Raw genomic sequence first — 26,648 nt, forward strand, 5'->3', positions numbered from 1 at the left:
GCGGGAATGGGGAATCGGGAATGGGGAATGGACAAGGCACAAGCGGCCGCGCACGCGGCACCGCTCTTGCCCATTCCCCATTCCCGATTTCCGATTCCCGGCGTCACAGCGTCTGCTCCAGGATGCGCCAGCACAGGCCGGCGAAATCCACGCCCAGTTGCGCCGCGGCCTTGGGCACCAGCGAGTGGCTGGTCATGCCCGGGGCGGTGTTGACCTCGATCAGTTGCAGGCCGCGCACGCGGTCGCGCATCACGTCCACGCGGCCCCAGCCGCTGCAGCCGGCGGCGGCAAAGGCCTGCAGCGCGAGCTGGCGGATCTCGGTCTCGTCCTCGCCCTGCATGCCCGGGCACAGGTACTGGGTGTCCTCGGCGATGTACTTGGCGTGGTAGTCGTACCAGTCGCCGGCGGGGACGATGCGGATCGACGGCAGCGCGATATCGCCGAGGATGCCGACGGTGTATTCCTCGCCCTGCACCATCTGCTCCATCAGCAGCTCGCCGCGGTAGTCGGCGGCGAAGGCGCGCACCGGCGCCAAATCGGCCTCGGACAGCACGCGGAACACGCCGACGCTGGAGCCTTCGCAGGCCGGCTTGACGAACAGCGGGTAGCCCAGCGCGGCGGCGGCCGCGGCCAGGTCGGCCTGGGCGTCGATGCGGGCGAAGCCGGGGGTCGGCAGGCCGGCGGCGATCCACACCTGCTTGGTGCGGATCTTGTCCAGGGTCAGCGCGCTGCCGAGCACGTCGGGGCCGGTGAACGGCACCTGCAACGCACGCAGCAGGCCCTGCAGCACGCCGTTCTCGCCGTCGCCGCCGTGCAGGATGTTGAACACGCGGTCGACTTCGCCGGCGCGGATGCGCTCGAGCAAGGCGGGAATGCCGTCCACCGGCTGCGCGTCGACGCCGCGGCTGCGCAGCGCCTCGAGCACGTTGGCGCCGGAGTTCAGCGACACCTCGCGTTCGCTGGACGTGCCGCCGAGCAGCACGGCGACGCGGCCGAACGCGGCCGGGTCGGTGACGCGCGGCGGCGGCAGGGTCTGCGCGCTCATGCGTCGGCTCCGCCGGCGAAGCCGTGCTGGGCGATGTGCTGGGCGACGTAGCCGATGTCGCCCGCGCCCATCATCAGCAGCAGGTCGCCGTCCTGCAGCACGTCCGGCAGCACGCTGTCGAGTTCGCCGACCTGGCCGACCACGACCGGCTCGCTGCGGCCGCGCGCGCGGATCGCGCGCGCCAGCGAGCGCGCGTCTGCGCCCGGGATCGGCGCTTCGCCGGCCGGGTAGACCTCGCTGAGCACCAGCGCGTCCACTTCCGACAGCACCGCGGCGAACGCGTCGAACTGGTCGCGGGTGCGGCTGTAGCGATGCGGCTGGAACGCGACCACCAGGCGCTTGTCCGGCCAGCCGCCGCGGGCGGCGGCGAACACCGCGGCCAACTCGCGCGGGTGGTGGCCGTAGTCGTCGACCACGCGCACGCGCGCGCCGCCGGCGGTGGTCACTTCGCCCAGGTCGTTGAAGCGGCGGCCGATGCCGGCGAAGCTCTGCAGCGCGCTGGCGATCGCCTCCGGCGCCACGCCCAGCTGCCAGCCGATGGCGGCGGCGGCCAGCGCGTTGAGCACGTTGTGGCGGCCCGGCAGCGCCAGGGTCACCGGGATGCTGCTGCCTTCGGGCAGGCGCAGGGTGAAGCGCATGCGCGGGCCGTCCTGCACCACGTCCTCGGCGCGCACGTCGGCGTTCTCGCTGAGACCGTAGCTCATCACGTGGCGCGGGGTCTTCGCCGCCAGCGCGGCCACTTCCGGATCGTCGATGCACAGCACCGCCAGGCCGTAGAACGGCAGGCGCTGCAGGAACTCGGCGAACGCCGCCTGGACCCGGGCGAAGTCGTTGCCGTAGTTCTCCAGGTGATCGGCATCGATGTTGGTGATGACCGAGATCAGCGGGTTCAGGCGCAGGAAGCTGCCGTCGCTCTCGTCGGCCTCGGCCACCAGCCACTGGCCGCCGCCGAGCTTGGCGTTGGCGCCAGCGGCGAGCAGCTGGCCGCCGATCACGAAGGTCGGGTCCAGCCCGCCTTCGCTGAGCACCGCCGCGGCCAGGCTGGTGGTGGTGGTCTTGCCGTGGGTGCCGGCCACCGCGATGCCGCGGCGGAAGCGCATCAGTTCGGCCAGCATCGCCGCGCGCGGCATGATCGGAATGCGCTGGCTGCGCGCTTCCATCAGTTCCGGATTGTCCTCGCGGATCGCGCTGGACACCACCACGCAGTCGGTGCCGAGCACGTTGGCGGCCGAGTGCCCGCGCATCACCCGCGCACCGAGCTTGACCAGGCGCCGGGTCGCCGCGTTGTCGGCGTTGTCCGAGCCGGAGACCTCATAGCCCAGCGTCAGCATGACCTCGGCGATGCCGCTCATGCCGGTGCCGCCGATGCCGACGAAATGCACGCGCGGGAACGCGCGGACCAGATCGCCGGTGTCGTGGAGGCGGCGGATCATTGCTGGCCTCCTGCGGAGGCGGGAATGGGGAAACGGGAATCGGGAATTGGAAGAAGCGCGGCGGCTGCAGCGATCCGTGCCTGTCGCGTGTTCGTGTCTGCGTGTGTCACTGCGTGATTCTGCCCTTGATTGTGCTTGTACCCATTCCCCATTCCCGGTTCTCCATTCCCGGCTTCTTCCAAAACGATGTCCGCAATCCGCTCGGCCGCATCCGGCTTGGCCAGCTGGCGCGCGGCCTCGGCCATCGCCAGGCGCTGCGCCGGCTGCGCCATCAGGTCGCGCAGCACGCGCTGCAGGTGGCCGGCCAGGGCGTCGTCCTGCTTCAGCAGCACGGCGGCGCCGCGTTCGACCAGGTATTCGGCGTTGCGGGTCTGGTGGTCGTCGACGGCGGCGGCGAACGGCACCAGCACGCTGCCGATGCCGACCGCGCACAGTTCGGCCAGGGTCGAGGCGCCGGCGCGGCACACCACCAGGTCGGCCCAGGCATAGGCGGCGGCCATGTCGCCGATGAAGGCTTCAACGCTGGCTTCGACGCCGGCGTCGGCGTAGGCGCGCGCGGCTTCCTCGCGCAGCGCTTCGCCGCACTGGTGGCGCACTTCCACGGTCACGCCGAGCGCGGCCAGCGCCTGCGGCAGCGCCTGGTTGAGTACGCGCGCGCCCTGGCTGCCGCCCAGCACCAGCAGCCGCGGCGCGCCGTGGCGCCCCGCCAGGCGCTGCGCCGGCGGCGCCAGCGCAGCGATCTCGGCACGCACCGGGTTGCCCACCGCTTCCTCGCGCGTGGCGAAGCTGCCGGGGAAGCCGGTCAGCACGCGCCGCGCGACCCGCGCCAGCACCTTGTTGGTCAGGCCCGGCGCGCGGTTCTGTTCGTGCACCAGCAGCGGCAGCTTGAGCAGGCGCGCGGCCAGGCCGCCGGGACCGGCCGCGAAGCCGCCGAAGCTGATCACCGCACGCGGCGCCCGCCGGCGCAGCACGAAGCCGGCGGCGCGCACCGCACGCATCACCCGCACCGGCGCACCGAACAGGGCCAGCGCGCCCTTGCCGCGCAGCCCGCCGATCTCGATCGTGTCCAGCTCGATGCCGTGCTCCGGCACCAGCCGCGTTTCCATGCGCCCGGCCGCGCCCAGCCACACCACCGGCACGCCGCGCGCGCGCAGCACCTTGGCCACGGCCAGCGCGGGGAAGATGTGCCCGCCGGTGCCGCCGGCGAGGATCATCACCGGACGATCGCCCTGAACCGCGCTCATCCGAGCCTCCCGAAGGTGGGTTCGACGCGCGGCTGCATCCGGCTGGTGCCGCGCCCCGGGGTGCCGCCCTGGATCGCCGCGGCGACCGCGCTGGCGCTGGCCTCGCGTGCGGCCTGCAGGTCCTCGGCGTTGTCCACGGTCTGCTTGACCGGCATCGCCGCGTCGCTGCGTACCAGCGCCACCTGGCGCTCGGCGCGATTGAGTTCGTAGGACACGCGCAGCAGCAGGCCCATCGCCACGCAGGTCATCAGCACGCTGGAACCACCGGCGGAGATCAGCGGCAGGGTCAGGCCCTTGGTCGGCAGGATGCCCAGGTTCACGCCGACCGAGACGAAGCTCTGCAGGCTGATCCACAGACCGATGCCGAAGGCGATGTAGCCGGAGAAGTGGCGCTTCATTTCCACGCAACGCATGCCCAGCCAGAACGCGCGGCCGACCAGCAGCGCGTACAGCGAGATGATCAGGCACACGCCGACGAAGCCCAGTTCCTCGGCGATGACCGAGAAGATGAAGTCGGTGTGCGCTTCCGGCAGGTAGTTGAGCTTCTGCACCGAGCCGCCCAGGCCGACCCCGAACAGTTCGCCGCGGCCCACCGCCATCAGCGCGTTGGACAGCTGGTAGCCGGAACCGAGCTGGTCGGCCCACGGATCCAGGAAGGAGGTGATGCGGCGCAGGCGGTACGGCTCGAGGATCGCGATGAAGGCGAACACCGGCAGGCCGATCACGATCGGCATCGACATGCGCGGCAGATTCACCCCGCCCAGCACCAGCATGCCGGCGGTGATCGCCAGCAGCAGCGTGGAGGAACCGAAGTCCGGCTGCAGCAGCAGCAGGCCGACCAGCGCCACCGCCACACCCAGCGGCTTGAGCATCGCCGGCCAGGTCGCGTTGACCTCGTCGCGGAAACGCACCAGGTAGCTGGACAGCCACACGATGTACAGCACCTTCACCGCTTCCACGGTCTGGAAACGCGAGATGCCCAGGTTGATCCAGCGCCGCGCGCCGTTGACGGTGCTGCCCAGCCCGGGCACGAACACCACCAGCAGCAGGCCGAAGCAGGCCAGCAGCAGCAACTGGTTGTACTGCTCGATGTTCTTCAGCTCGGTGCGCATCGCCCAGATCGCCAGGCCGACACCGCCGGCCAGGAACAGCAGGTGACGGCTCAGGTAGTAGAACGGGCTAGTGGTCAGCTCGATCGAGCTGGAGCCGACCATGACCACGCCCAGCGACGCCAGCGCCACCGCGGCGCCGAGCAGCCACGGGTCGTAGCGGCCACCGATGGCCTCCAGGCGGGTCGCTTGGCGGGCGGGGTCGTTCATCAGCGCACCTTCAACGTGGCCAGGCCGACCAGCACCAGCACCACCGAAATGATCCAGAAGCGCACGATCACCCGCGGCTCCGGCCAGCCCTTCAGTTCGAAGTGGTGGTGGATCGGCGCCATGCGGAACACGCGCTTGCCGGTGAGCTTGAACGAGGCGACCTGGATCATCACCGACAGGGTCTCGATGACGAACACGCCGCCCATGATCACCAGCACCAGTTCCTGGCGCACGATCACCGCGATGGTGCCCAGCACCGCGCCCAGCGCCAGCGCGCCGATGTCGCCCATGAACACCATCGCCGGGTAGGTGTTGAACCACAAGAAGCCCAGGCCCGCGCCGGCGATCGCCGCGCAGATGATGATCAGCTCGCCGGCGCCGGGGATGGTCGGGATCTTCAGGTAGGCCGAGAACACCGCGTTGCCCGAGGCATAGGCGAACACGCCCAGCGCGCAAGCCACCAGCACCGTCGGCATGATCGCCAGGCCGTCCAGGCCGTCGGTCAGGTTGACCGCGTTGGAGAAGCCGACGATCCAGAAGTAGGCGATGGCCACGAAGCTGATCCCGGCCAGCGGCAGCGCGATCGACTTGAACATCGGGATGTAGAAGGTGATCGCCGCCGGCACGTCGGCGGTGTAGTACAGGAACAGGCCCGCGGCCAGGCCGAAGATCGACTGCAGCAGGTACTTCCAGCGCGACTTCAGCCCGTTCGGGTCGCGGCGCACGATCTTGATCCAGTCGTCGTACCAGCCGATCACGCCGAACGCCAGCATCACCGCCAGCACCAACCACACGTAGCGGTTGCGCAGGTCGCCCCACAGCAGCACCGACAGCAGCACGGTGAGCAGGATCAGCGAGCCGCCCATGGTCGGGGTGCCGGCCTTGGAGAAATGGGTCTGCGGGCCGTCCTGGCGGATCGGCTGGCCGCCCTTGAACTGCGCCAGCTTGCGGATCACCGCCGGGCCCAGCCACAGCGACAGGAACAGCGAGGTGAGCGCCGCGAGGATGCCGCGGAAGGTCAGATAGCCGAACAGCCCGAACATGCTTTCGAGCTGCTGCAGCCAGCGGGCGAGTTCAAGCAGCATGCGGCGCCTCCTGTGCCTGGTTCAGCAGCGCACGCACCACGGTGTCCATGGCGCTGCCGCGCGAGCCCTTGACGAGGAGCGTGGCCGGGGCCGGCTGGAGCGCGCCAACGGACGGCACGCTGGTGTTCTCATGCATCTGCTTCACTTCCTGCTCTTGATCCTGCTCTTGCCGATTCCCGGCTCCCGATTCCCGATTCCCGGCCACCGCGGCCAGATCGCGCTGCAGCGCCTCGATCAGCGCCGCATGGCTGTCGAACACACGGCCGTTCTCGCCGAACGCCTGCGCGGCGTGGGCGCTGAGCGGGCCGAGCGCGTACAGCCGGGTCAGCCCGGCATCGCGCGCGCGGCGCCCGCCGCTGGCATGCAGCGCCTCGGCGCCGGCGCCGAGTTCGCGCATGTCGCCCAGCACCAGCCAGCGCTCGCCGCCGGCCGCGGCCAGGGCGTCGATCGCCGCGGCCAGCGAGCCGGGGTTGGCGTTGTAGCTGTCGTCGATCAGCACCGCGCCGTTGGGCAGCGTGTGGGTGATCTGGCGGCCCGGCACCGGCTGCACCTGCGCCAGGCCGGCGGCGATGCGCGCCGGCGCCACGTCCAGCGCCAGCGCCAGCGCGGCGGCGGCCAGCGCGTTCTGCAGGTTGTGCCGGCCCGGCAACGGCAGCGTCGCCTCGACGTCGCCGCGCGGGGTGGTCAGCACGAACTGGGTACGGTCGGCGGCCATGCGGACCTGCGCGGCGCCGACCTCGGCGCCCGGCTGCAGGCCGAAGCGCAGCACCTGCGGCCGCGCCTCGTCGCTCGCCAGGCGCTGCTCGAACCACAGACCGAAGGCGTCGTCGGCATTGATCACCGCGGTGCCGTCGGCCGGCAGCGCGGTGTAGATCGCGCCCTTGGTCTGCGCCACGCCGAGCAGGCTGCCCATGCGCTCCAGGTGCGCAGCGGCGATGTTGTTGACCAGCGACACCTGCGGCGGCGCAATGTCGGTGAGATAGGCGATGTCGCCCGGCTTGCCGGCGCCCATCTCGTAGATCGCGTAGTCGGCGTCGTCCGGCGCCTCGATCACCGCCAGCGGCAGGCCGATCTCGTTGTTGCGGTTGCCGGGATTGGCGTAGACGCTGCCGCCGTCGATGCGGCAGGCATGCTGCAGGATCGCCAGCAGCAGCGCCTTGACGCTGGTCTTGCCATTGCTGCCGGTGATCGCGGCCACGCGGGTGGCACGGCCACGCTGCATGCCGGCGGCGATCCGCGCCAGCGCCAGCTGGGTGTCGGCGACGACGATCTGCGGCAGTTCGATCTGCGGCTGCACGCGCTCCACCAGCAGCGCGCTGGCGCCGCGCGCGGCGGCGTCGGCGACGAAGGCGTGGCCATCGAAACGCTCGCCGCGCAGCGCCACGTACAGGCTGCCGGCGGCCAGGCTGCGGGTGTCGTGACTGATCGCATCGATCGCCACGTCGTCGCCGTGCAGCTCGGCGCCGGCCCAGTGCGCGATCATCGACAACGGCAGGCGCTTCATCGGGCCGCCTCCGCCGCATGCGCGCGCAGGGCCTGCGCGGCGACCTCGGTGTCGTCGAACGGATGGCGCACGCCGGCGATCTCCTGGTACGGCTCGTGGCCCTTGCCGGCGATCAGCACGATGTCCTCGGCGCCGGCGTCGGCGACCGCCATGGCGATCGCCTGCGCGCGGTCGCGCTGCACCTGCACCGCCTGCATGCCATCGAAGCCGGCCAGGATGTCGGCGACGATACGGTCGCCGTCCTCGCCACGCGGGTTGTCGTCGGTGACCACCACGCGCTCGGCCAGGCGCTGCGCGATCTCCGCCATCTGCGGGCGCTTGCCGGTGTCGCGCTCGCCACCGCAGCCGAACACGCAGGTGATGCGGCCCTGTGCGTGCGCGCGCAGGCTCTGCAGCGCCTGTTCCAGCGCGTCGGGGGTGTGTGCGTAGTCGACCACCACCAGCGGCTGCGCACCATCGCCGCCGAGCCGGTTCATGCGCCCGCGGATCGGCTGCAGCTGCGCCAGGATGGCGGCGATGCGCACCGGCGCCACGTCCAGCGCGTGCAGCGCGCCAGCCACGGCCAGCAGGTTGTCGACGTTGAAACGGCCCAGCAACGGCGACTGCAGCGGATGCCGCTCCTCGCCGATCGCCAGGGTGAAACCGATGCCGCGCGCGTCCAGGCGCAGCGCCTCGGCGCGCACCTGCGCGCCGTCCTGGCCGCGCGAGCTGACCGCGATGCGGCGCAGCGCCGGATCCAGCTTGGCCAGCAGTTCGCGGCCGAACGCATCGTCCAGGTTGACCACCGCCGACTTCAGCCCCGGCGTGGCGAACAGGCGCGCCTTGGCGGCGCCGTAACTGGCCATGTCGCCGTGGTAGTCGAGATGGTCGCGGGTGAGATTGGTGAACACCGCCACGTCGAAATGCACCGCGTCCACGCGGCCCTGGTCGAGCGCGTGCGAGCTGACTTCCATCGCCACCGCCTGCGCGCCGGCGTCGCGCAGCTGCGCCAGCACCGCGTGCAGCGGCAGCACCAGCGGTGTGGTGAAGCCGGTCGGCTGCACCTGCCCGTACAGGCCGGCGCCGAGCGTGCCGATGCTGCCGCTGCGCGTGCCCAGCAGGTGCCAGGCCTGCGCCAGCAGTTGCACGGTGGAGGTCTTGCCGTTGGTGCCGGTGACCCCGACCATGGTCATGGTCTGCGACGGATGGCCGTGGAACTGGTCGGCCATCGCGCCCATGCGCGCGCGCAGGCCCGGCACCGCGATCGCGTCGGCCGGCGCCGGCAGCTCGGCCGGGGCCGGCGGGTCGTACAGCACCGCGACCGCACCGTTGGCGCGCGCCTGCTCGACGAAGCCCAGGCCGTGCGCACCGAACCCGGCGATCGCCACGAAGGCATCGCCCGGACGCACCGCGCGGCTGTCCATGACCAGCCCGGACACCTGCACGTCGTGCGCCAGCGCCACACCCGGCAGCAGTTGCGACAGCGACATCGCGCGGGTCACTGGCGGGTCTCCTGCAGCGGAGCCGGCAACGCGGCCGGCGCCGGCGGCGCCACGGCGCGCGCGCTGGGCAGCGCGGCATCGACTTCGGCGGCGGCGTCGGGCACGGTCGCCGGATCCGGCTCCACCGGCGCCGACGGCGGCGCGTGACCGCTCTTGCCGGCGGCCTGCGCGGCCAGCCACGACTGGATGTCGTCCGGCGGCACGTCCATCAGCCGCAGCGCGCCTTCCATCACGTTGTGGAACACCGGCGCCGAGACCAGGCCGCCGTAGTACTTGGCGCCCTGCGGGTCGTTGATCACGATGACCGTGGCGAAGCGCGGGTTGCTCGCCGGCACCAGGCCCGCGAACAGCGCGTTGTAGTGGCCGCGCTCGTAGCCGCCAGGGCCGGCCTTGCGCGCGGTGCCGGTCTTGCCGGCGACGTGGTAGCCCAGGATCGCCGCGCCCTTGGCGCCGCCCTGGGTGACCACGGTCTCCATCATCGCCACCACTTCCTTGGAGATCGCCGGGTCCAGCACCTGCTTGCTGTCCTCGTGCTGGCCCTTGACGAAGGTCGGGGTGACCAGGCGGCCGCCGTTGCCCAGCGCGCAGTAGGCGCGGGCGATCTGCAGCGGCGTCACCGACAGGCCGTAGCCGTAGGACATGGTGGTCTTGGACGAGCCGCTCCAGCGCGCCGGCGACGGAAACACGCCGGCCGATTCGCCGGGGAAGCCGCTGTGCGGGGAACTGCCGTAGCCGTAGCTGTGGACCTGGTCGTAGAAGGTCTGGTCCGGCAGCTTGGCCGCGATCTTGGCCGCGCCGATGTTGGAGCTGCGGGTGATCACCCCGGTCACGGTCAGCACGCCGTTGTTGCGCGGCACGTCCTTGATCGTGAAGCGGCCCACCGACATGTAGCCGGGGTTGGTGTCGATCAGCGTGTCCTTGGTCACCACCCCGGCCTTGAGCGCGGTGGAGATGGTCAGCGGCTTCATCGTCGAGCCCGGCTCGACCAAGTCGGTGACCGCGCGGTTGCGGCGCACGTCCGGGTTGACCCCGTTGACCGCGTTGGGGTTGTAGGTCGGCAGGTTGACCATGGCCAGGATCTCGCCGGTGGCCACGTCCATGATCACGATCGAGCCGCCGGCGGCCTTGTTCTCGACCAGCGCGTTGCGCAGTTCCTTGTAGGCCAGGAACTGGATGCGGCGGTCGATGCTCAGGGTCAGGTCCTTGCCCGGCTGCGCCGGCTTGACCAGGTCGATGCTCTCGACGATCGCGCCCTTGCGGTCGCGGATCACCCGCTTGGCGCCCGGCTTGCCGCGCAACCAGGAATCGAACGCCAGCTCCAGTCCTTCCTGGCCGCGGTCGTCGATGTTGGTGAAGCCCAGCACGTGCGCCATCGCTTCGCCCTGCGGGTAGAAGCGGCGGAATTCGCGCTGCGAGAACACGCCGGGGATGCCCAGCGCGACCACCGCATGCGCCTTGTCCGGATTGATCCGGCGCTTGAGGTACATGAACTCCTTGTCCGCCTTCTGCGAGAGCTTGGCGGTGAGTTCGTCGACCGGCAGCTCCAGCGCCTGCGCCAGTTGCGGGATGCGGTCCGGGCTGCGCAGCAGTTCCTGCGGATTGACCCAGATCGACTCCACCGGCGTGGACACCGCCAGCGGCTCGCCGTTGCGGTCGGTGATCATGCCGCGCGAGGTGGCGATCGGCAGTTCGCGCAGGTAGCGCGCTTCGCCCTGGCGCTGGTAGAAATCGCTGTTGATCAGCTGCACGTAGGCCGCGCGGCCGATCAGGGTCACCGAGCACAGGCCCAGCGCGGCGCCGACCAGCACCAGGCGGCCGCGCAGGTTGAAGTTGCTGCGGGGGCGATTGCGGCCGCTCTTGCTCACGGACGCACCACCACGATGTCGCCGGTCTCGGGGAACTTCATCCCCAGCCGCTCGCGCGCGACCTGGTCGACGCGATTGCTCTCCGCCCAGGTCGCCTGCTCCAGCTGCAGCCGGCCGAACTCGATGTTCAGCTCGTCGCGGTTGTGCTCCAGCCGCGACAGCTCCACGAACAACTGGCGATGGCGATGGCGCATGTACACCACCCCGATCGCCGAGGCGATGGTGCAGGCGAGCAGCACGAGCAGCAGCAACCGGCTCATTGGGCGCTCCTGTGGAGCGCGCCATGCGCCGGCGGGAATGGGGAAACGGGAATGGGGAATGGGGAAGAGCCGGTCGACCGCACACGGAAACCTTCCGTCCCGGGAAACGCGCTCTTGCTTTCGCCTTTCCCGATTCCCGATTCCCGATTCCCCACTCCCAGCTTCTCCGCCACCCGCAACACCGCGCTGCGCGCGCGCGGGTTCACCGCCAGTTCGTCGGCGTCGGCCTTGATCGCGCCGCCGTGCAGGCGCAGGGTCGGCACGAAGGTGGTGGCCTCCGGCAGGCGGCGGTTGCTCGGCGGGGCCTTGGCGTGGCGCTGCATGAACTGCTTGACGATGCGATCTTCCAGCGAGTGGAAGCTGATCACCGCCAGGCGGCCGCCGGGCTTGAGCCGGGCCAGCGCCGCGTCCAGGCCGGTTTCCAGATCGGCCAGTTCGCGATTGATATAGATACGGATGGCCTGGAAGCTGCGCGTGGCCGGGTGGGTCTTGCTGTCGCCGCGCGGCATCACGCTGGCGATCAGCTCGGCCAGTTCGGCGGTGCGGGTCAGCGGCTGCTTCTCGCGGCGGGCGACGATGGCGCGAGCGATGCGCCGACTCTGCCGCTCTTCGCCGTAGGTCCACAGCACGTCGGCGATCTCGCGCTCCTCGGCGCGCGCCAGCCACTGCGCGGCGCTCTCGCCGGTGTCCGGGTCCATGCGCATGTCCAGCGGGCCGTCCTTGCCGAAGGAGAAGCCGCGCGCGGCCACGTCCAGCTGCGGCGAGGACACGCCGAGGTCGAACAGCACGCCATCCAGTGCGGTGGCGGCGTCCCACCGGCCCAGTTCGGCGAAGCTGCCGCGATAGATGGACACGCGCGCGTCGCCGCCGAACGCATGTTCGGCTTCGGCGATCGCCTCGGGATCCTTGTCCATCACCAGCAGCCGGCCTCCTGGGCCGAGTTTGTGCAGCACCCCGCGCGCGTGTCCGCCACGCCCGAACGTGCCATCCAGATAGATTCCGTTTTCGATCACCTGCAGCCCGTCCAGGACCTGCGCGAACAACACCGGCACATGCGCCGCCGATGGTTGCGACACCGGGAGGTGACCGGCCTGCGCCTGTCCGCGCATCCGGACACCCCGACTCACAACTTCAGATCGAGCAATCCATCGCCCAGATCCTCGTCAGACAACGTCTGCTGGATCAGTGCGCGATGAGCCTGCTCGCTCCACAGTTCGAACTTGTCGCCCATGCCCAACAGCACGGCGCGCTTTTCAATGCCCACCGCGGCGCGATGGCTCGGCGGAATGGTGATGCGGGCATTGGCATCCAGCTCCAGCGCGGCCGACGAACCCACCAGCTTCTGCTGCAGGACCCGCACCACGCGCTGGGTGTTGGGCTTGGCCATGACGTCGTCACGGACCCGCTCCCACTCCTTCTCCGCATACAGCCACAGGCAGCCGGCCTCGAACGGGTTGTAGGTCAGCACCAGCCGATTGCCGCTCACGCGCGCGACGAGGTCGCGGTACGCGGTGGGAACCGCCATACGCCCCTTGTCGTCCACAGTGATTGCGGTCTCGCCCTGAAACACGACGCCTGCACCTTTCCGAATCCGCCTGGGCGGTCATTGAACCACGAAAAACCACAAAAAACCCGGTTTCCCCTCAAGTGCCCACCTTAGCAGCGCGCAACGGGTTGTCAACAACTTTGCGAGCGGTAAATCGCTAGCGGGATCAATGGTTTGCAACGATCTTTAGAGACTTGTTCAAGGCTTATCCACAAGTTACTGTTTCGTCTCAAATTTTGAGATTGAACGGAAATTCAGGCCTGTGTACGCGGCGTTAAGGCCATCGTCACCGGCTGTCGACATGGCGCCCGGGCTCGCGCCGCGTTGCGCAAGCGCGCACACTGCCGGGCATGTGTCTGGTCGTTCTCGCGCACGCTGCGCACCCGCGATGGCGCTTGCTGCTGGTCGGCAACCGCGACGAATTCCACGCCCGCCCGACCGCGCCGCTGCAGCGCTGGCCGGCCCCGGCGCAGCGCCTGCTGGCCGGGCGCGACCTGCGCTCCGGCGGCACCTGGGTGGGGCTGGACGCCGCCGGCCGCTGCGCCGTGGTCACCAACGTGCGCGACCCGCTGGCGTCGATGTCCGGCGCCTCGCGCGGCGCCCTGATCGCCGACTACCTGACCGGCGCCGAGCCGGCTGCGGCCTTCGCCGACGCGCTGGCCGCGCGCGCCGACGCCTATCCGCCGTTCAACCTGCTGCTGGCCGATGCCGCCGGCGCCGCCTACGTGGGCAACCACCCGCCCGGCCGCAGCGCCCTGGCGCCCGGCGTGCACGGCATGTCCAACGGCGCGCTCGACGCGCCCTGGCCGAAGACCCTGCGCCTGCGCGCGGCCGTGACCGCCTGGATCGCCGCCGGCGACGACGACCTGGCGCCGCTGTGGCGGGCGCTGGCCGACGAGACCCTGGCCGACCCGGCCGACCTGCCCGACACCGGGGTCGGCCCGGACCTGGAACGGCGGCTGTCGCCGGCCTTCATCCGCGGCCACGACTACGGCACCCGCGCCAGCACCATCGTCGCGGTGGACGCCGCCGGCCACGGCTGGATCCATGAGCGCCGGTTCGGCCCGGACGGAGTGTTCATTGGGGAGACGCGACTGGAGAACCGGGACCCAGGTGCGGGGGCCAGGGACCCGGAAAAGCGATGATGATGCAGGCGGCCGAGGCTGCTTTCGGCTGCATCGCCCGTCAGAGGTACGGCTTTGGCATTTGCGGGACCCGGGTCCCGTCTTAACATGCGACAATGCCCGCGGCGGAGCCGGCCAGACAGTCGCGTCATCCCATCGCATTTCGGTGCGGCGGGATGCCGAGGAAAGTCCGGGCTCCATAGGGCAAGGTGCCAGGTAACGCCTGGGCGGCGCGAGCCGACGGACTAGTGCAACAGAAAGATACCGCCTACGTCTGCGCAAGCAGGCCGGTAAGGGTGAAATGGTGCGGTAAGAGCGCACCGCGAGTCCGGTAACGGACCGGCACGGCAAACCCCACCTGGAGCAAGACCAAATAGGGACCTCATGGCGCGGCCCGCGTCGGGTCCGGGTAGGTTGCTTGAGCGTACCGGTGACGGTGCGCCTAGAAGAATGACTGTCCACGACAGAACCCGGCTTATCGGCCGGCTCCGCCACTTTTTTCAGAACGTCGAAAACTCCAAACCTTCACTGAGGGCGCGGAGCGCCAGGCGTTGATGCCCCCCCCCCTTCTGGCCTCCGACCCGCTGCGAACAGGATCCTTGTTGCGAAAGTGCAATCATTGCACTATGTTCCGCACATGCCGACGATCGTCCGTTTCGCCAACAGCGTTGTCACGATGTATGCGGCCGACCATCTGCCGCCTCACTTCCATGTGCGTACCCGAGATGGTCGGGAAGCGCTGATCGTCATCGACACCCTGGCAGTTCTGTCCGGCCGCCTGAGCCGACGCGAATTGAGCGCCGCGCTTGAATGGGCCGCGGCGAACAAAGCCACCCTCATCGCCCGATGGCAGGAATTGAATCCATGAACCAACCTCAATTCGTCATTACCAAGGTGAAGGCAGTCGCGGCGCGCGAACTTGCACTGACCTTTGCCGACGGCTTCACTTGCACTGTCGACCTCAGCGAGGTCTTGGCCTCGCATCCTTCCCTGAAAAAGGCACGGCTGCCGCATGTCTTTCATAAGGTCTCGCTCGACGAATGGCAGCGCGGCGTCATATTCGACGGCAACGACGAGTTGGCGCTCGCCAGCGACAACCTGCGCGCACTCGCGATCGAGCAAGCCGGTGACTATTCCCACCAGCAGATCATCGCCTGGATGCATCGCCACGACATGACGTTGGATTCAGCCGCCGAAGCATTGGGCTTGAGCCGGCGCATGCTCGCCTACTACCGCAGCGGCGAAAAGCCCGTCCCCAAGAGCATTGGCTTGGCGATGCTGGGATGGGAGGCCGAACAGGCAGGGTTTGATTATTCGAAAGTCGCCTGAGAACGCAGTCGCCAAAGACGACTGGCCGGCGATCGCATTGCCGCAGGGCGTTATCGCCCCCTCAACCGCCGTAAAGCGCCTTGCGCGACGCACCGGTCAGTTCGGCGGCCAGCTTCGCGGCGGTGGACGGCGGCAGGTGTTCGCTGAGCTTGGCGTAGACACGGCGGCCTTCGGCCAGTTGCGCGTCGGCGTCGTCGCCGGCGCCCTGCACCATCAGCACGAACTCGCCCTTGCGCTGGTTGTCGTCGGCCTCGACCCGCGCGTGCAGGTCGGCCAGGGTGCCGTCGAGCACGGTCTCGAACAATTTGGTCAGTTCGCGCGCCATGACTGCCGGGCGGGCGTCGCCGAACGCGGCGCGGCAGTCGGCCAGGGACTCGGCGATGCGGTGCGAGGCTTCGTAGAACACCAGGGTGCGTGGTTCGCCGGCCAGCCGCGCCAGGCGCTCGCGGCGCGCCGAGGCCTTGGCCGGCAGGAAGCCCTCGAAGGCGAAGCGGTCGCTGGGCAGGCCGGCCACGCTGAGCGCGGCGATCGCCGCGCAGGCGCCGGGCACCGGGCTGACCCGGACCCCGGCCGCGCGTGCGGCGCGCACCAGGCGGTAGCCGGGGTCGCTGACCAGCGGGGTGCCGGCGTCGCTGACCAGGGCCAGCGACTGCCCCTCCAGCAGGCGCGCGACGATGCGCTGCGACAGCGCCTCTTCGTTGTGTTCGTGCAGCGCCAGCAACGGCCGCTCGATGCCGAAGTGGGCCAGCAGCTGGCCGCTGCGGCGGGTGTCCTCGGCGCAGATCGCCGCCACCGAGCGCAGGGTCTCCTGGGCGCGCGGCGTCAGGTCGGCGAGGTTGCCGATCGGCGTGGCGACGACGTGCAGGGTTCCGGGCTGGGCGCTCATCTACGGGCTTTCCATGGTCAAGGGTAGAATCGTAGCGGTTTTCCCCGGCGCGCCTGGCGTGCCCAGCCGAATGGACCAGAAATGAACAAGCGATTCGCAAGGATTTCCGCCCTGTCGCTGCTGGCGCTGCTCGTCGCCGGCTGCGCCACCACCAGCGTGACGCCGAGCGCCTCGCCGGCCCAATCGGCGGCGCTGGCGCTGCTGGACCAGGGCAAGCCGAAGGACGCGGCGCAGCAGCTCGAGGCGCAGGCCGCCAGCGCCACCGGCAGCGCCCGCAACCAGTTGCTGGGCGACGCCGCCTTCGCCTGGTACGAGGCCGGCGATACCGCCCGCGCGCGCAGCCTGCTGGCGCAGGTGCAGCCGCGCCAGTTGCCGCCGCTGAGCAAGGTACGGGTGGCGCTGGTCGAGGCCGAGCTGGCCCTGGCCGACCGCCAGCCGGCCAAGGCGCTGCAGGCGCTGGGCAGCGATCCGCAGGCGGTGCCGCAGAACCTGCGCGCGCGCTGGCACCTGGCCCGCGCGCAGGCGCTGGAAGGCACCGGCGACGCCACCGCGGCGCTGGACGAGCGCGCCCGCGCCGACAACGGCCTCAGCGGCCAGGCGCGCAGCGACAACCAGCGCGCCATCGTGCGCCAGCTGGCCGCGCTCAACGACGCCACGCTGCAGGCGCGCGCCGCCGCGCTGCCGGCCGGCGACCCGCTGTACAACTTCGTCGGCCGCGCCCTGCTCAGCCGCGGCCTGGCGCTGCCGCGTCCGTTCGACCGCGGCGAGCAGTGGGGTTTCGACACCAGCAAGCGGCCGCCGGCCGAGCGCGACGGCTATCGCCCGCCGGCCAAGCTGGCGGTGCTGCTGCCGCTGAGCGGCAGCCTGGCCACCGCCGCCGCGCCGGTGCGCGACGGCCTGCTCGCTGGCTACTACGGCGAGACCCGGCGGCGTCCTGCGATCGACTTCATCGACACCACCGGCACCGCGGCCGGGGCGCTGGCCGCCTACCAGAAAGCGGTCGACAGCGGCGCCGATTTCGTGGTCGGCCCGCTCGGCCGCGACGAGGTCACCGCCCTGTTCGGGCGCGACGCGCTGCCACTGCCGGTGCTGGCGCTGAACCGCGGCACCCACGCGCCGCCGGGCGGCAGTGCCGGTTTCTCGCTGGCGCCGGAAGACGACGGCATCGCCGCCGCCGAATACCTGCTGGCGCACGAGCGCCGCAACGCGCTGGTGATCGGCAGCAACGACGACAACGGCCGCCGCGCGGTGGCCGCGTTCCGCGACCGCTTCAGCGAGCGCGGCGGCAAGGTCGCCGGCAGCGTCAGTGTGGCCGACACTCCGGGCGACATCGGCGCGCAACTGCGCAACGCCGGCGCCGCCGACTCGGTGCTGCTGGCGGTGAAGGGCAACACCGCCCGCGCGCTGGCGCCGCAGCTGGCGCTGGCCGGTTTCGCCGGCAAGACCCGGGTGGCGACCTCGCAGTTGGTACTGGGCACCGGCAAGCCCGAGGACGACCTGGTGCTGGACGGCATCGTCTACCCGAGCGAGCTGTGGAACGTGCGCGGCGTCGGCGGCCTGCCGGCGGCGACCAGCGTGGCCGACATGCTGCCGACCGCGCGCGGCCCGGCCGGGCGCCTGTTCGCGTTCGGCTACGACGCCTGGCAGATCACCGCGTATCTGGAAAAGCTGGCGACCGGCAAGGACAACGGCCTGCGCGGCGCCACCGGCGTGCTGCACCTGGACGGCTTCGGCAACATCGTGCGCACCCCGGCCTGGTCCACCTTCAGCGGCGGGCGCCCGACCCCGCTGCCCGATGGAAACTGAGCGGCGCCGACGCGGCAACGCGGTGGAAGCGGCGGCGCGCGCCGAACTGGAGCGCGCCGGCCTGCGCCTGATCGCCGCCAACGTCGCCTTCCGCGGCGGCGAGCTGGACCTGGTGATGCAGCAGGCGCAGAGCCTGGTGTTCGTCGAAGTGCGCTACCGGCGCAGCGCCGCATTCGGCGGCGGCGCGGCCTCGGTCGATCTGCGCAAGCGCCGCCGCCTGCTGCTGGCGGCGCAGCTGTTCCTGGCCGCGCATCCGCAGTACGCCAACTGGCCGTGCCGCTTCGACGTGGTCGAGGCCGAAGGCGATCCGCCGCGGCTGACCTGGCTGCGCGACGCCTTCCGCGCCGAGGATTGCTGAGGTGCCCAGCGTCTTCACCCACGCCGCGGTGCCGCTGGCGCTGTGGGCCGCCGCCGATCGCGGGCGCATCTCCACGCGACTGCTCGGCGCCGGCATCGTCGCGGCGATGCTGCCCGACGCCGACGTGCTCGGCTTCGCCCTGCACATCCCCTACGCCGACGCCTTCGGACATCGCGGCGCCAGCCACTCGCTGCTGTTCGCCGCGGCACTGGGCATGCTCGGCGCGTTGCTGCACCGGCCCCTGCGCGCCGGCGCGCTGCAGGCGGCCGTCTGGCTGTTCGTCTGCACCGCCTCGCATCCGCTGCTCGATGCGATGACCTCCGGCGGCCTCGGCGTGGCCCTGGCCTGGCCGTGGAGCGAACAGCGCTGGTTCGCGCCATGGCGGCCGATCCGGGTCTCGCCGTTCGCCAACGGTTTCTTCAGCGCGCGCGGCATGGCCACGCTGCTGTCGGAACTGCGCTGGGTATGGCTGCCGCTGGCGCTGGCCGTGCTCACCTGGAAACTGCTGCAGCCGCCCTCGCCCTCCACTTCGTCGTCGCCACCTTCACCATGACCACCGCCCTGCCCACTGCGCTCACCGACACCCTTTCCGCCCTGCTCGGCACCGAGGGCTGGCGCACCGACGCCGACAGCCGCCGCAGCTACGGCGAGGACGATTCGCGGCGCTGGGCCCTGGCCGACGCGGTGGCGCTGCCGCAGACCCGCGAGCAGGTGCAGGCGATCGTGCGCGCCTGCCGCGCGCACCGCGTGCCGCTGGTGGCGCGCGGCGCCGGCACCGGCACCGCCGGCGCCGCGGTACCGTTCGCCGGCGGCGTGGTGCTGTCGTTCGCACGCATGAACCGCATCGTGCAGTTGCGCCCGGCCGACCGCTGCGCGGTGGTCGAACCCGGCGTGCTCAACGGCGACCTGCAGCAGGCCCTGGCGCCGCACGGGCTGTTCTGGCCACCGGATCCGTCCAGCGCGGAGATCTGCAGCGTCGGCGGCAACCTGTCGACCAATGCCGGCGGACCGCGCGCGGTGAAGTACGGCGCCACCCGCGACAACGTGCTCGGCCTGGTCGCGGTGACCGGCAGCGGCGAGCTGATCCGCTGCGGCGGCGCCTACACCAAGGACGCCACCGGCTACGACCTGACCCACCTGCTGGTCGGCAGCGAAGGCACCCTGGCGCTGATCGTGGAAGCCACGCTGAAGCTGTCGCCACGGCCGCTGGCGCAGGCTGGGCTGCGCGCGCTGTACCGCGACGCCGCCGCGGCCGCTGCCGCGGTGTCGCGGCTGATGGCGCAGCCGAGCACGCCGACCATGCTCGAGTTCATGGACCGCAGCGCGATCGCGCTGCTGCGCCGCAATGGCAGCGACGTGCCCGAGGCCGGCGCGATGCTGCTGATCGAGGCCGACGGCGACCACGACACCCTGCCCTACACGCTGCAGGCGTTGGGTGCGGCGGCCGAGGGCGAGGGCCTGCTGACGCTGGACGTGGCCGCCGACGGCAGCGCGCGCGACCGTCTGTGGGCCGCGCGCCGCGCGCTGTCGCCGGCGCTGCGCACGATCCGTCCGGGCAAGATCAACGAGGACGTGGTGGTGCCGGTGTCGCGCATCCCTGAGCTGGTCGCCGGCGTGGAAGCGCTGGCCGCCGAGTTCGACCTGCCGATCGTCGCCTTCGGCCATGCCGGCAACGGCAACCTGCACGTCAACATCATGTACGCGCCCGACGACGACGGCGAAACCGCGCGCGCGCAGGCCGCCCTGCCGCGACTGTTCGCGCTGGTCCTGTCGCTGGAAGGCACGCTGTCCGGCGAACACGGCATCGGCGTGGCCAAGCGCGACTACATGGACCAGGCCTTCAATGCCGCCACCCTGGATGCGATGCGTGCGATCAAGCGTGCGCTGGATCCGGATGGGATCCTCAATCCGGGGAAGGTGTTGCCGGGGTGTTGAGGTGACTCGGGACTCGGGATTTTCCGCGGGTGCGGAGTATTTGCGATTGCACTGTGGGAGGGACTTCAGTCCCTCCCACAAAATCGGATGGATCGCCGCTTCGGCAAGGCCGGCTTTCCTTTAAGAACTCACCACTTTGTTATCGAATCGCTCGACGGTGATTTGGCTCCGGACATCATTCTGCAGTCCCGAGTCCCGACGAAAGCCCCCTGCAACATCAGGCAGGAGCACGCCACGTTAGCCATGGCACTGCACGCCGATGAAGCGCAGCCCCACGCCCGGCTCGGTGGCGATGTAGCGCGGGGCCACGGCGCTGTCGCCGAGTTTCTGCCGCAGCTTGCCGACCAGGATGCGCAGGTAGTGGGTGTCGTCCTGGTGGGTGGGGCCCCACAGTTCGCGCAGCAGTTGCGGCTGCGTCACCACGCGGCCGCTGTGTCGCAGCAGCAGGGCGAGCAGCGCGTACTCCTTGCGACTGAGCGGCAGCGCTTCGCCGTCCAGGCGCACTTCGCGCAGCCCCAGGTGGATGTGCAGGTGGCCGTCGTCGAACACCGGCTCGGCCTCGCCGGCCACCGGCTGCATGCGCAGCAGCACGCGGATGCGCGCCATCAGTTCCTGCACGCCGAACGGCTTGGTCACGTAGTCGTTGGCGCCGGCGTCCAGCGCCTGCACCTTTTCGTCCTCGCCGGCGCGCACGGTGAGCATGATCACCGGCACCGACGACCATTGCCGCAGTTCGCGCAGCACGCTGTGCCCGTCCTGGTCGGGCAGGCCGATGTCCAGCACCACCAGTTCGGCGCCGTGCGCGGCCAGTTGCGCCAGGCCGGCGGCGCCGGTGTCGGCCTGCAGCACGCGGTAGCCTTGCGCGCGCAGGCTGATGTCGAGGAAACGGCGGATCTGCGGCTCGTCGTCGATGACCAGCACGCGCGGCGGCGGAATCGGATCGGCGTGGGACTCAGTCGGCATCGGGGCGGGACGGCGGCGCGGCGGGTTCGATGAGCGGCAGGGTAATTCGGATCGTGGTGCCGCGGCCATCGGGGCCGGGCAGCGCCTCGACGCTGCCGCCGTGCGCGCCGATCATGCCCTGACAGATGGTCAGGCCCAGGCCGGTGCCGTGGCGGCCGCGGTCGCCGCGCTCGACGCTGTAGAACATGTCGAAGATGCGCGCGCGCTCGTCCTCTGGAATGCCCGGGCCGCGGTCGCTGATGTCGATGCGCAGGCGGCCCTCGACCATGCCCGCGGCGACGCGGATCGCCGCATCCGCCGGCGAGAACTTGGCCGCGTTCTCCAGCACGTTGAAGATCGCCTGCTCGACCAGCGCCGGGTGCACCCACAGCGTCGGCAGCTCGGCGGCCAGGGCGATATCCAGCCGCACCTGCGGCTGGTAGCGCTGCAGGCGCCGCGCGGCCGAGCCGATCAGTTCGTCCACGCCGATCCAGTCGCGGTTCAAGGTCAGCCCGGTGTGACCGAGCCGGGTCATGTCCAGCAGGTTCTGGATGTAGCGGTCCAGGCGTTCGCCTTCCAGTTGGATCGTCTCGAGCAGGCTGCGGCGATCGTCCGCGTCCATCGCCTTGCCGTAGCTGGACAGGCTGCTGGCCGCGCCGATCATCGCCGCCAGCGGCGAGCGCAGGTCGTGCGAGACCGAGGACAGCAGGGCCGAGCGCAGCCGCTCGGTCTCGCCGCTGACCCGCGCGCTCTCCAGGTCGGCGACCAGCCGCGTGCGCAGCGCGGCCTGGCCGATGTCCTCCACCATCGCCTCGGCCAGGCGCTGCTGCTCCAGGCCCGGGCGCTGCACGCCGGTGCCGAAGCGCAAGCCGACCACGCCGATGGTGCCGTGCTCGTGGCGCACCGGCAGGAACCACCAGCTCGCGCCGGCCAGCGTATCGGTGAAGCGACCGGTGGCCTGGCCGTGGCGCTGCGCCCAGTCGGCGGCGCTGCGGTCCACCGCGGCCATCGTCGGCGCGTAGTCGTCGGCGCCGTCATGCGCGCGCTCCAGCGGCTGCAGGCGCAGCCAGGCCTCGGCATCGAGGGTGCCGGCGAGCGCACGGCGCCCAGCCTCCAGCACCTGGCCGAGGTCGGCGGCACTGGTCAGTTCGCGGCCCAGCCGCTGCAGCGCGGTGGTCTGCGCGTTGACCGCGCGCAGCGCCAACACCTGCATGCGCAGGCGCGAGGCCAGGCGCCCGGCGACCAGGGCCGCGACCAGGAACAGCAGCACCGTGACCACGCCCTGGCGCGCGCCGATCTGGAAGGTGAAGCGCGGTTCGATGAAGAAGAAGTTGTAGCTGAAGAAGCTCAGCAGCGCCGCCAGCACCGCCGCGGTCATCCGCGTCTTCGATGCCACCATCACCACTGCGACGATGAACACCATCGACAGGTCGTCGATGCCGACCCAACTTTCGGCGATCCAGGCCACCACCACCGCCAGCGCCGAGGCCACCGTGGCGAACAGCAGGTCGTCGCGCGACAGCCAGTGCGCGGGGCTGCGCCAGCGCCGCCGCGCCCGCGCGCGCGCTTCCGGCGAACTGATGATCACCAGTTCGTAGTGCGCGCCGCGTTGCAGCAGCTGCTGGGTCAGCGTGCGATTGATCATGCGCGCCAGCGGACGCTCGCGGGTGCGGCCCAGCACCAGCGTGGACACGCCGCTGCGCGCGGCGTGGTCGAGCAAGGCATCGGCGACGTTGGCGCCGTGCAGCAGCGCGGCCTCGCCGCCCAGCCGGCGCGCCAGCGCGAAGGCGCGGTCGATCTCCAGTTGCCAGTCGGCATCCGGCTGCGCCTGGGTCTGCACGGTGACCACCGTCCACGGCGCGCCGCGGCGCTCAGCCAGGCGCCGCGCTACGCGCACCAGGTAGTCGGACTGGCCGCGCCCGTCGATCGCCACCATCACCGTGCGCCGCAGCGCCACGCTGGTGCGGCCCTGCGCGGCCTGCACGTCGCGCAGATCGTTGTCGACGCGGTCGGCGGCGGTCTGCATCGCCAGCTCGCGCAGTGCGGCCAGGTTGGACGGCGAGAAGAAGGCCTGCAGCGCCTGCCCGGCCTGCTCGGGCAGATACACCTTGCCCTGCTGCAGGCGTTCGATCAGCTCGCGCGGCGGCAGGTCGACCAGCACGATGTCGCGCAGGCGATCGAAGATCGCATCGGGCACGGTCTCGCTGACGCGCACGCCGGTGATGCGGTGGACCACATCGTTGAGGCTTTCCAGGTGCTGGATGTTGACCGTGCTGTAGACGTCGATGCCGGCGTCGAGCAGTTCCTGCACGTCCTGCCAGCGCCGCTCGTGGCGGCTGCCCGGCGCGTTGCGATGGGCCAGTTCGTCCACCAGCACCAGCGGCGGGCGCAGCGCCAGCAGCGCATCCAGGTCCATCTCGTCCAGGGTGCGGCCGCGGTACTCCAGCCGCCGCCGCGGCTGCACGGTGAGACCCTCCAGCAGCGCCGCGGTCTCGGCGCGGCCGTGGGTCTCGACCACGCCGACCACCAGGTTGCTGCCCTGCTGCTGCAACTGCCGCGCACGCGACAGCATCGCGTAGGTCTTGCCGACCCCCGGCGCCGCGCCGAGGAACACGGTCAGGCGCCCGCCGCGCTCGCGCTGCAGTTCGCCGATCAGGGCGTCGGCCTGTTGGGTGCGGGGGTCGGGCATTTGGAGCTGGGAATGGGGAATTGGGAATGGGGAATCACAAAGCCTACAGCGCGGCGCGCCTTACCGCTTTTGCTCCCTCCCATTCCCGATTCCCGTTTCCCCATTCCCGGCATCCAAGGCCAGATTCAGCGCCAGCACGTTCACCCGCGGCTCCCCCAGCACGCCGAACTGGCGCGGCTGGGTCTGCGCGGCGACCAGGGCGGCGACGCTCTGCGGCGGCAGGCCGCGCGCGGCGGCCACGCGCGCCACCTGAATCCGCGCCGCGGCGACGCTGATGTCCGGGTCCATGCCGCTGCCGGACTGGGTGACCAGGTCGTCCGGCACCTGCGCCGGGTCGATGCCCTCGCGTGCGGCCACCGCCTGGCGGGTGGCATCCAGGCGCTTGCGCAGGTCGGGGTTGCTGCGCGCCTGGTTGCTGCCGGCCGCCGACATCGGATCGTACTTGGCGCCGGACGGACGCGGCTGGAAGTAGCCGGCGGCGGCGAACGGCTGCGCCACCAGCGCCGAGCCGACCACGCGGCCATCGTGGCTGCGCAGGCTGCCATTGGCCTGCTCGGGGAACAGCGCGCCGGCCAGCACGGTGGCCAGCAACGAGTACAGCGCCGCGGACGCGAGCACCAGCAGCGGCAGCACCAGCACCGCGCGCCAGCGCATCGGTTCGCGAAGGGAAACGGAAGACACGGTCATGGAGGCAATTCCGAAGGAGCGTGAGAATCGGCGCTGGGGTCAGCCCAGCGCCACCAGCAGCAGATCGATGGCCTTGATCCCGACGAACGGCAGCAGCACGCCGCCCACGCCGTAGATCAGCATGTTCCGGCGCAGCAGCGAGGTCGCCGAGGACGGGGTGAAGCGCACGCCGCGCAGCGCCAGCGGGATCAGCGCCGGGATCACCAGCGCGTTGAAGATCAACGCCGCCAGCACCGCGTTGGTCGGGCTGGACAGGCGCATTACGTTCAGCGCGGCCATCTGCGGGATCGAGGCGGCGAACAGCGCCGGCAGGATCGCGAAGTACTTGGACACGTCGTTGGCCAGCGAGAAGGTGGTCAGCGCGCCGCGGGTGATCAGCTGCTGCTTGCCCACTTCCACCACCGCCAGCAGCTTGGCCGGATCCGAATCCAGATCGACCATGTTGCCGGCCTCCTTGGCCGCCTGGGTGCCGGAGTTCATCGCCAGGCCGACGTCGGCCTGGGCCAGCGCCGGCGCGTCGTTGGTGCCGTCGCCGACCATCGCCACCAGGCGTCCGCCGGCCTGCTCCTGGCGGATGCGCGCCAACTTGTCCTCGGGCGTGGCCTCGGCGATGTAGTCGTCGACGCCGGCCTCGGCGGCGATGGCCGCGGCGGTCAGCGGGTTGTCGCCGGTGATCATCACCGTCTTGACGCCCATCGCGCGCAGCCGCGCGAACTTCTCGCGCACGCCGTGCTTGACCACGTCCGACAGCTCGACCACGCCCAGCACGTGCCGGCCCTCGGCCACCACCAGCGGCGTGGCGCCGCTGCGCGCGACCTGCTCGACGCGGCTCTTCAGTTCCGCCGGCACCTGCCCGCCCAGCGCGGTGACGTGGCGGATCAACGCATCGGCGGCGCCCTTGCGGATCGACCGCGGCGGCTGCATGCCGTTGGCCGGCAGGTCGACGCCGGACATGCGCGTCTGCGCGGTGAAGGCGACGAACTCGGCGCCCGCCGGATCGGCCGGCGGCAGGCCCTGTTCGCGCGCCAGGCGCACGATCGACTTGCCTTCCGGTGTCGGGTCGGCCAGCGACGACAGCATCGCCGCCTCGCGCAGCTGCGCCACGTCCACGCCACTGAGCGCATGGAACACGGTGGCCTGGCGGTCGCCGTGGGTGATGGTGCCGGTCTTGTCCAGCAGCAGCACGTCGACGTCGCCGGCCACTTCCACCGCCTTGCCCGACTTGGCCAGCACGTTGGCCGACAGCGCGCGGTTCATGCCGGCGATGCCGATCGCCGGCAGCAACCCGCCGATGGTGGTCGGGATCAGGCACACCAGCAGCGCGATCAGCAGCAGCGGATCCACGTGCACGCCGACGAAGCCGGCGATCGCCGGCAGCGAGGCGACCACGATCAGGAAGGTCAGGGTCATCGCCGCCAGCAGCATGGTCAGCGCGATCTCGTTCGGCGTCTTCTGCCGGTTGGCGCCTTCCACCAGCGCGATCATCCGGTCCAGGAAGCTGTGGCCCGGCTCGGCGGTGACCTTCACCAGGATCTCGTCGGACAGCACCTTGGTGCCGCCGATGACGCCGGAGCGGTCGGTGCCGGCCTCGCGCAGCACCGGCGCCGATTCGCCGGTGACCGCAGCCTCGTTGATCGTGGCTAGGCCGTGCACGATCTCGCCATCGGCCGGGATCAGCTCGCCGGCCGACACCACCACTAGGTCGCCCGGGCGCAGTTCGGCGGCGGGCACGCTGGTCTCGGCGTCCAGCCGCACACTGGCGACCCGGCGCGCCACCAGGTCCTTGCGTGCGCGCCGCAACGAGGCGGCCTGACCGCGGCCGCGGGCCTCGGCCACCGCCTCGGCGAAATTGCCGAACAGCACGGTGACCAGCAGGATCGCGGTCACCGCCCAGCCGAAGCCGGCCGGGCCCTGGCCGGACACGGTGATCAGCGCCGACAGCAGCGTGCCGGCGAACACCACGGCCATCACCGGGCTGCCCAGCAGGTGCCGCGGCGACAGCTTCAGCACGCTGTCGCGCAAGGCCGCGCGCAGCGCCGCGGCATCGAACAGCCCAGGCCGGCGCGCCGGCGAAGAAGCCACGGAAGTAGAAGGAAGCGGGGTGCTCATC

Annotated in this window: 23 protein-coding genes and 1 other RNA gene; 8 read left to right on the plus strand and 16 right to left on the minus strand. The window is 71.0% G+C overall.

The window, feature by feature from the left end:
- Positions 1-103 precede the first annotated feature (103 nt).
- From SLW56_RS09190 to mraZ, 11 genes are read right to left on the minus strand one after another with little or no spacing between them, the layout of a single operon-like run.
- A complete protein-coding gene (locus SLW56_RS09190; protein ID WP_320694737.1) occupies positions 104-1,045 on the minus strand; it encodes a D-alanine--D-alanine ligase in 942 nt (313 codons plus the stop codon).
- A complete protein-coding gene (gene murC / locus SLW56_RS09195) occupies positions 1,042-2,478 on the minus strand; it encodes a UDP-N-acetylmuramate--L-alanine ligase (RefSeq protein ID WP_010340124.1) in 1,437 nt (478 codons plus the stop codon). The genes SLW56_RS09190 and murC overlap by 4 nt, the downstream gene beginning before the upstream one ends.
- Positions 2,475-3,722: an undecaprenyldiphospho-muramoylpentapeptide beta-N-acetylglucosaminyltransferase gene (gene murG, locus SLW56_RS09200; RefSeq protein ID WP_267085440.1), complete on the minus strand. Its 1,248-nt coding sequence runs from the start codon at positions 3,720-3,722 to the stop codon at positions 2,475-2,477. Before murG ends, murC begins: the two co-directional genes overlap by 4 nt.
- On the minus strand, positions 3,719-5,041 hold the full coding sequence (gene ftsW / locus SLW56_RS09205; RefSeq protein ID WP_017910425.1) for a putative lipid II flippase FtsW: 1,323 nt from the start codon (positions 5,039-5,041) through the stop codon (positions 3,719-3,721). Before ftsW ends, murG begins: the two co-directional genes overlap by 4 nt.
- Positions 5,041-6,126 carry a phospho-N-acetylmuramoyl-pentapeptide-transferase gene (gene mraY / locus SLW56_RS09210; RefSeq protein WP_010344435.1) on the minus strand — a complete coding sequence of 362 codons (1,086 nt, stop codon included), beginning with the start codon at positions 6,124-6,126 and terminating at the stop codon, positions 5,041-5,043. The genes ftsW and mraY overlap by 1 nt, the downstream gene beginning before the upstream one ends.
- Positions 6,116-7,630 carry a UDP-N-acetylmuramoyl-tripeptide--D-alanyl-D-alanine ligase gene (murF, locus tag SLW56_RS09215; RefSeq protein ID WP_320694738.1) on the minus strand — a complete coding sequence of 505 codons (1,515 nt, stop codon included), beginning with the start codon at positions 7,628-7,630 and terminating at the stop codon, positions 6,116-6,118. Before murF ends, mraY begins: the two co-directional genes overlap by 11 nt.
- Positions 7,627-9,111, minus strand: a complete 1,485-nt coding sequence (locus tag SLW56_RS09220) for a UDP-N-acetylmuramoyl-L-alanyl-D-glutamate--2,6-diaminopimelate ligase (protein WP_320694739.1) — start codon at positions 9,109-9,111, stop codon at positions 7,627-7,629. The genes murF and SLW56_RS09220 overlap by 4 nt, the downstream gene beginning before the upstream one ends.
- Complete coding sequence (locus tag SLW56_RS09225) at positions 9,108-10,976, minus strand: penicillin-binding transpeptidase domain-containing protein (protein ID WP_320694740.1); 1,869 nt, start codon at positions 10,974-10,976, stop codon at positions 9,108-9,110. Before SLW56_RS09225 ends, SLW56_RS09220 begins: the two co-directional genes overlap by 4 nt.
- Positions 10,973-11,236: a cell division protein FtsL gene (ftsL, locus tag SLW56_RS09230; RefSeq protein ID WP_010344441.1), complete on the minus strand. Its 264-nt coding sequence runs from the start codon at positions 11,234-11,236 to the stop codon at positions 10,973-10,975. The genes SLW56_RS09225 and ftsL overlap by 4 nt, the downstream gene beginning before the upstream one ends.
- The gene (rsmH, locus tag SLW56_RS09235; protein ID WP_320694791.1) at positions 11,233-12,345 is read right to left on the minus strand and encodes a 16S rRNA (cytosine(1402)-N(4))-methyltransferase RsmH; all 1,113 of its coding nucleotides are present in this window, start codon (positions 12,343-12,345) and stop codon (positions 11,233-11,235) included. Before rsmH ends, ftsL begins: the two co-directional genes overlap by 4 nt.
- Positions 12,346-12,359: 14 nt before the next feature.
- A complete protein-coding gene (gene mraZ / locus SLW56_RS09240) occupies positions 12,360-12,806 on the minus strand; it encodes a division/cell wall cluster transcriptional repressor MraZ (RefSeq protein ID WP_026144304.1) in 447 nt (148 codons plus the stop codon).
- Between the two features lie 326 nt (positions 12,807-13,132).
- Here mraZ and SLW56_RS09245 point away from each other — a divergent pair, with 326 nt between their 5' ends.
- The 4 genes from SLW56_RS09245 to SLW56_RS09260 all read left to right on the plus strand — a co-directional run bounded on the left by SLW56_RS09245 (position 13,133) and on the right by SLW56_RS09260 (position 15,235).
- A complete protein-coding gene (locus SLW56_RS09245; protein ID WP_320694741.1) occupies positions 13,133-13,927 on the plus strand; it encodes an NRDE family protein in 795 nt (264 codons plus the stop codon).
- A 106-nt stretch (positions 13,928-14,033) separates the two neighbouring features.
- Positions 14,034-14,400: RNase P RNA component class A (rnpB, locus tag SLW56_RS09250), an RNA gene on the plus strand.
- A 143-nt stretch (positions 14,401-14,543) separates the two neighbouring features.
- Positions 14,544-14,774 carry a DUF4160 domain-containing protein gene (locus SLW56_RS09255; protein WP_017914496.1) on the plus strand — a complete coding sequence of 77 codons (231 nt, stop codon included), beginning with the start codon at positions 14,544-14,546 and terminating at the stop codon, positions 14,772-14,774.
- On the plus strand, positions 14,771-15,235 hold the full coding sequence (locus SLW56_RS09260) for a DUF2442 domain-containing protein (RefSeq protein WP_017911117.1): 465 nt from the start codon (positions 14,771-14,773) through the stop codon (positions 15,233-15,235). Before SLW56_RS09255 ends, SLW56_RS09260 begins: the two co-directional genes overlap by 4 nt.
- Positions 15,236-15,296: 61 nt before the next feature.
- Here SLW56_RS09260 and rsmI read toward each other — a convergent pair whose 3' ends face one another.
- Positions 15,297-16,121, minus strand: coding sequence for a 16S rRNA (cytidine(1402)-2'-O)-methyltransferase (gene rsmI, locus SLW56_RS09265; protein WP_017914495.1), 825 nt, complete (start codon positions 16,119-16,121; stop codon positions 15,297-15,299).
- Between the two features lie 81 nt (positions 16,122-16,202).
- Between rsmI and SLW56_RS09270 the strand changes: the two genes are divergently transcribed.
- From SLW56_RS09270 to SLW56_RS09285, 4 genes are read left to right on the plus strand one after another with little or no spacing between them, the layout of a single operon-like run.
- Positions 16,203-17,927, plus strand: a complete 1,725-nt coding sequence (locus tag SLW56_RS09270; protein WP_320694742.1) for a penicillin-binding protein activator — start codon at positions 16,203-16,205, stop codon at positions 17,925-17,927.
- A complete protein-coding gene (locus SLW56_RS09275; RefSeq protein WP_026143653.1) occupies positions 17,917-18,285 on the plus strand; it encodes a YraN family protein in 369 nt (122 codons plus the stop codon). Before SLW56_RS09270 ends, SLW56_RS09275 begins: the two co-directional genes overlap by 11 nt.
- A 1-nt stretch (position 18,286) precedes the next feature.
- Positions 18,287-18,838 (plus strand): metal-dependent hydrolase, encoded by a 552-nt coding sequence (locus tag SLW56_RS09280; RefSeq protein ID WP_320694743.1) that lies wholly within the window; start codon positions 18,287-18,289, stop codon positions 18,836-18,838.
- Positions 18,835-20,220 (plus strand): FAD-linked oxidase C-terminal domain-containing protein, encoded by a 1,386-nt coding sequence (locus SLW56_RS09285; protein ID WP_320694744.1) that lies wholly within the window; start codon positions 18,835-18,837, stop codon positions 20,218-20,220. Before SLW56_RS09280 ends, SLW56_RS09285 begins: the two co-directional genes overlap by 4 nt.
- Before the next feature lie 237 nt (positions 20,221-20,457).
- Here the strand turns inward: SLW56_RS09285 and SLW56_RS09290 are convergent, their stop codons facing one another.
- From SLW56_RS09290 to kdpB, 4 genes are all read right to left on the minus strand, one after another.
- Positions 20,458-21,183 carry a response regulator gene (locus SLW56_RS09290; RefSeq protein WP_017911970.1) on the minus strand — a complete coding sequence of 242 codons (726 nt, stop codon included), beginning with the start codon at positions 21,181-21,183 and terminating at the stop codon, positions 20,458-20,460.
- The gene (locus SLW56_RS09295; protein ID WP_152235535.1) at positions 21,173-23,851 is read right to left on the minus strand and encodes a sensor histidine kinase KdpD; all 2,679 of its coding nucleotides are present in this window, start codon (positions 23,849-23,851) and stop codon (positions 21,173-21,175) included. Before SLW56_RS09295 ends, SLW56_RS09290 begins: the two co-directional genes overlap by 11 nt.
- A 60-nt stretch (positions 23,852-23,911) precedes the next feature.
- Entirely contained in the window at positions 23,912-24,505 is a 594-nt protein-coding gene (kdpC, locus tag SLW56_RS09300; protein ID WP_320694792.1) for a potassium-transporting ATPase subunit KdpC, read from the minus strand.
- Positions 24,506-24,577: 72 nt separating this feature from the next.
- Positions 24,578-26,647, minus strand: coding sequence for a potassium-transporting ATPase subunit KdpB (kdpB, locus tag SLW56_RS09305; RefSeq protein ID WP_026144370.1), 2,070 nt, complete (start codon positions 26,645-26,647; stop codon positions 24,578-24,580).
- Position 26,648: the final 1 nt, after the last annotated feature.

The sequence above is a fragment of the Xanthomonas sp. LF07-6 genome (assembly GCF_034105445.1).
Taxonomy (GTDB): domain Bacteria; phylum Pseudomonadota; class Gammaproteobacteria; order Xanthomonadales; family Xanthomonadaceae; genus Xanthomonas_A; species Xanthomonas_A sontii.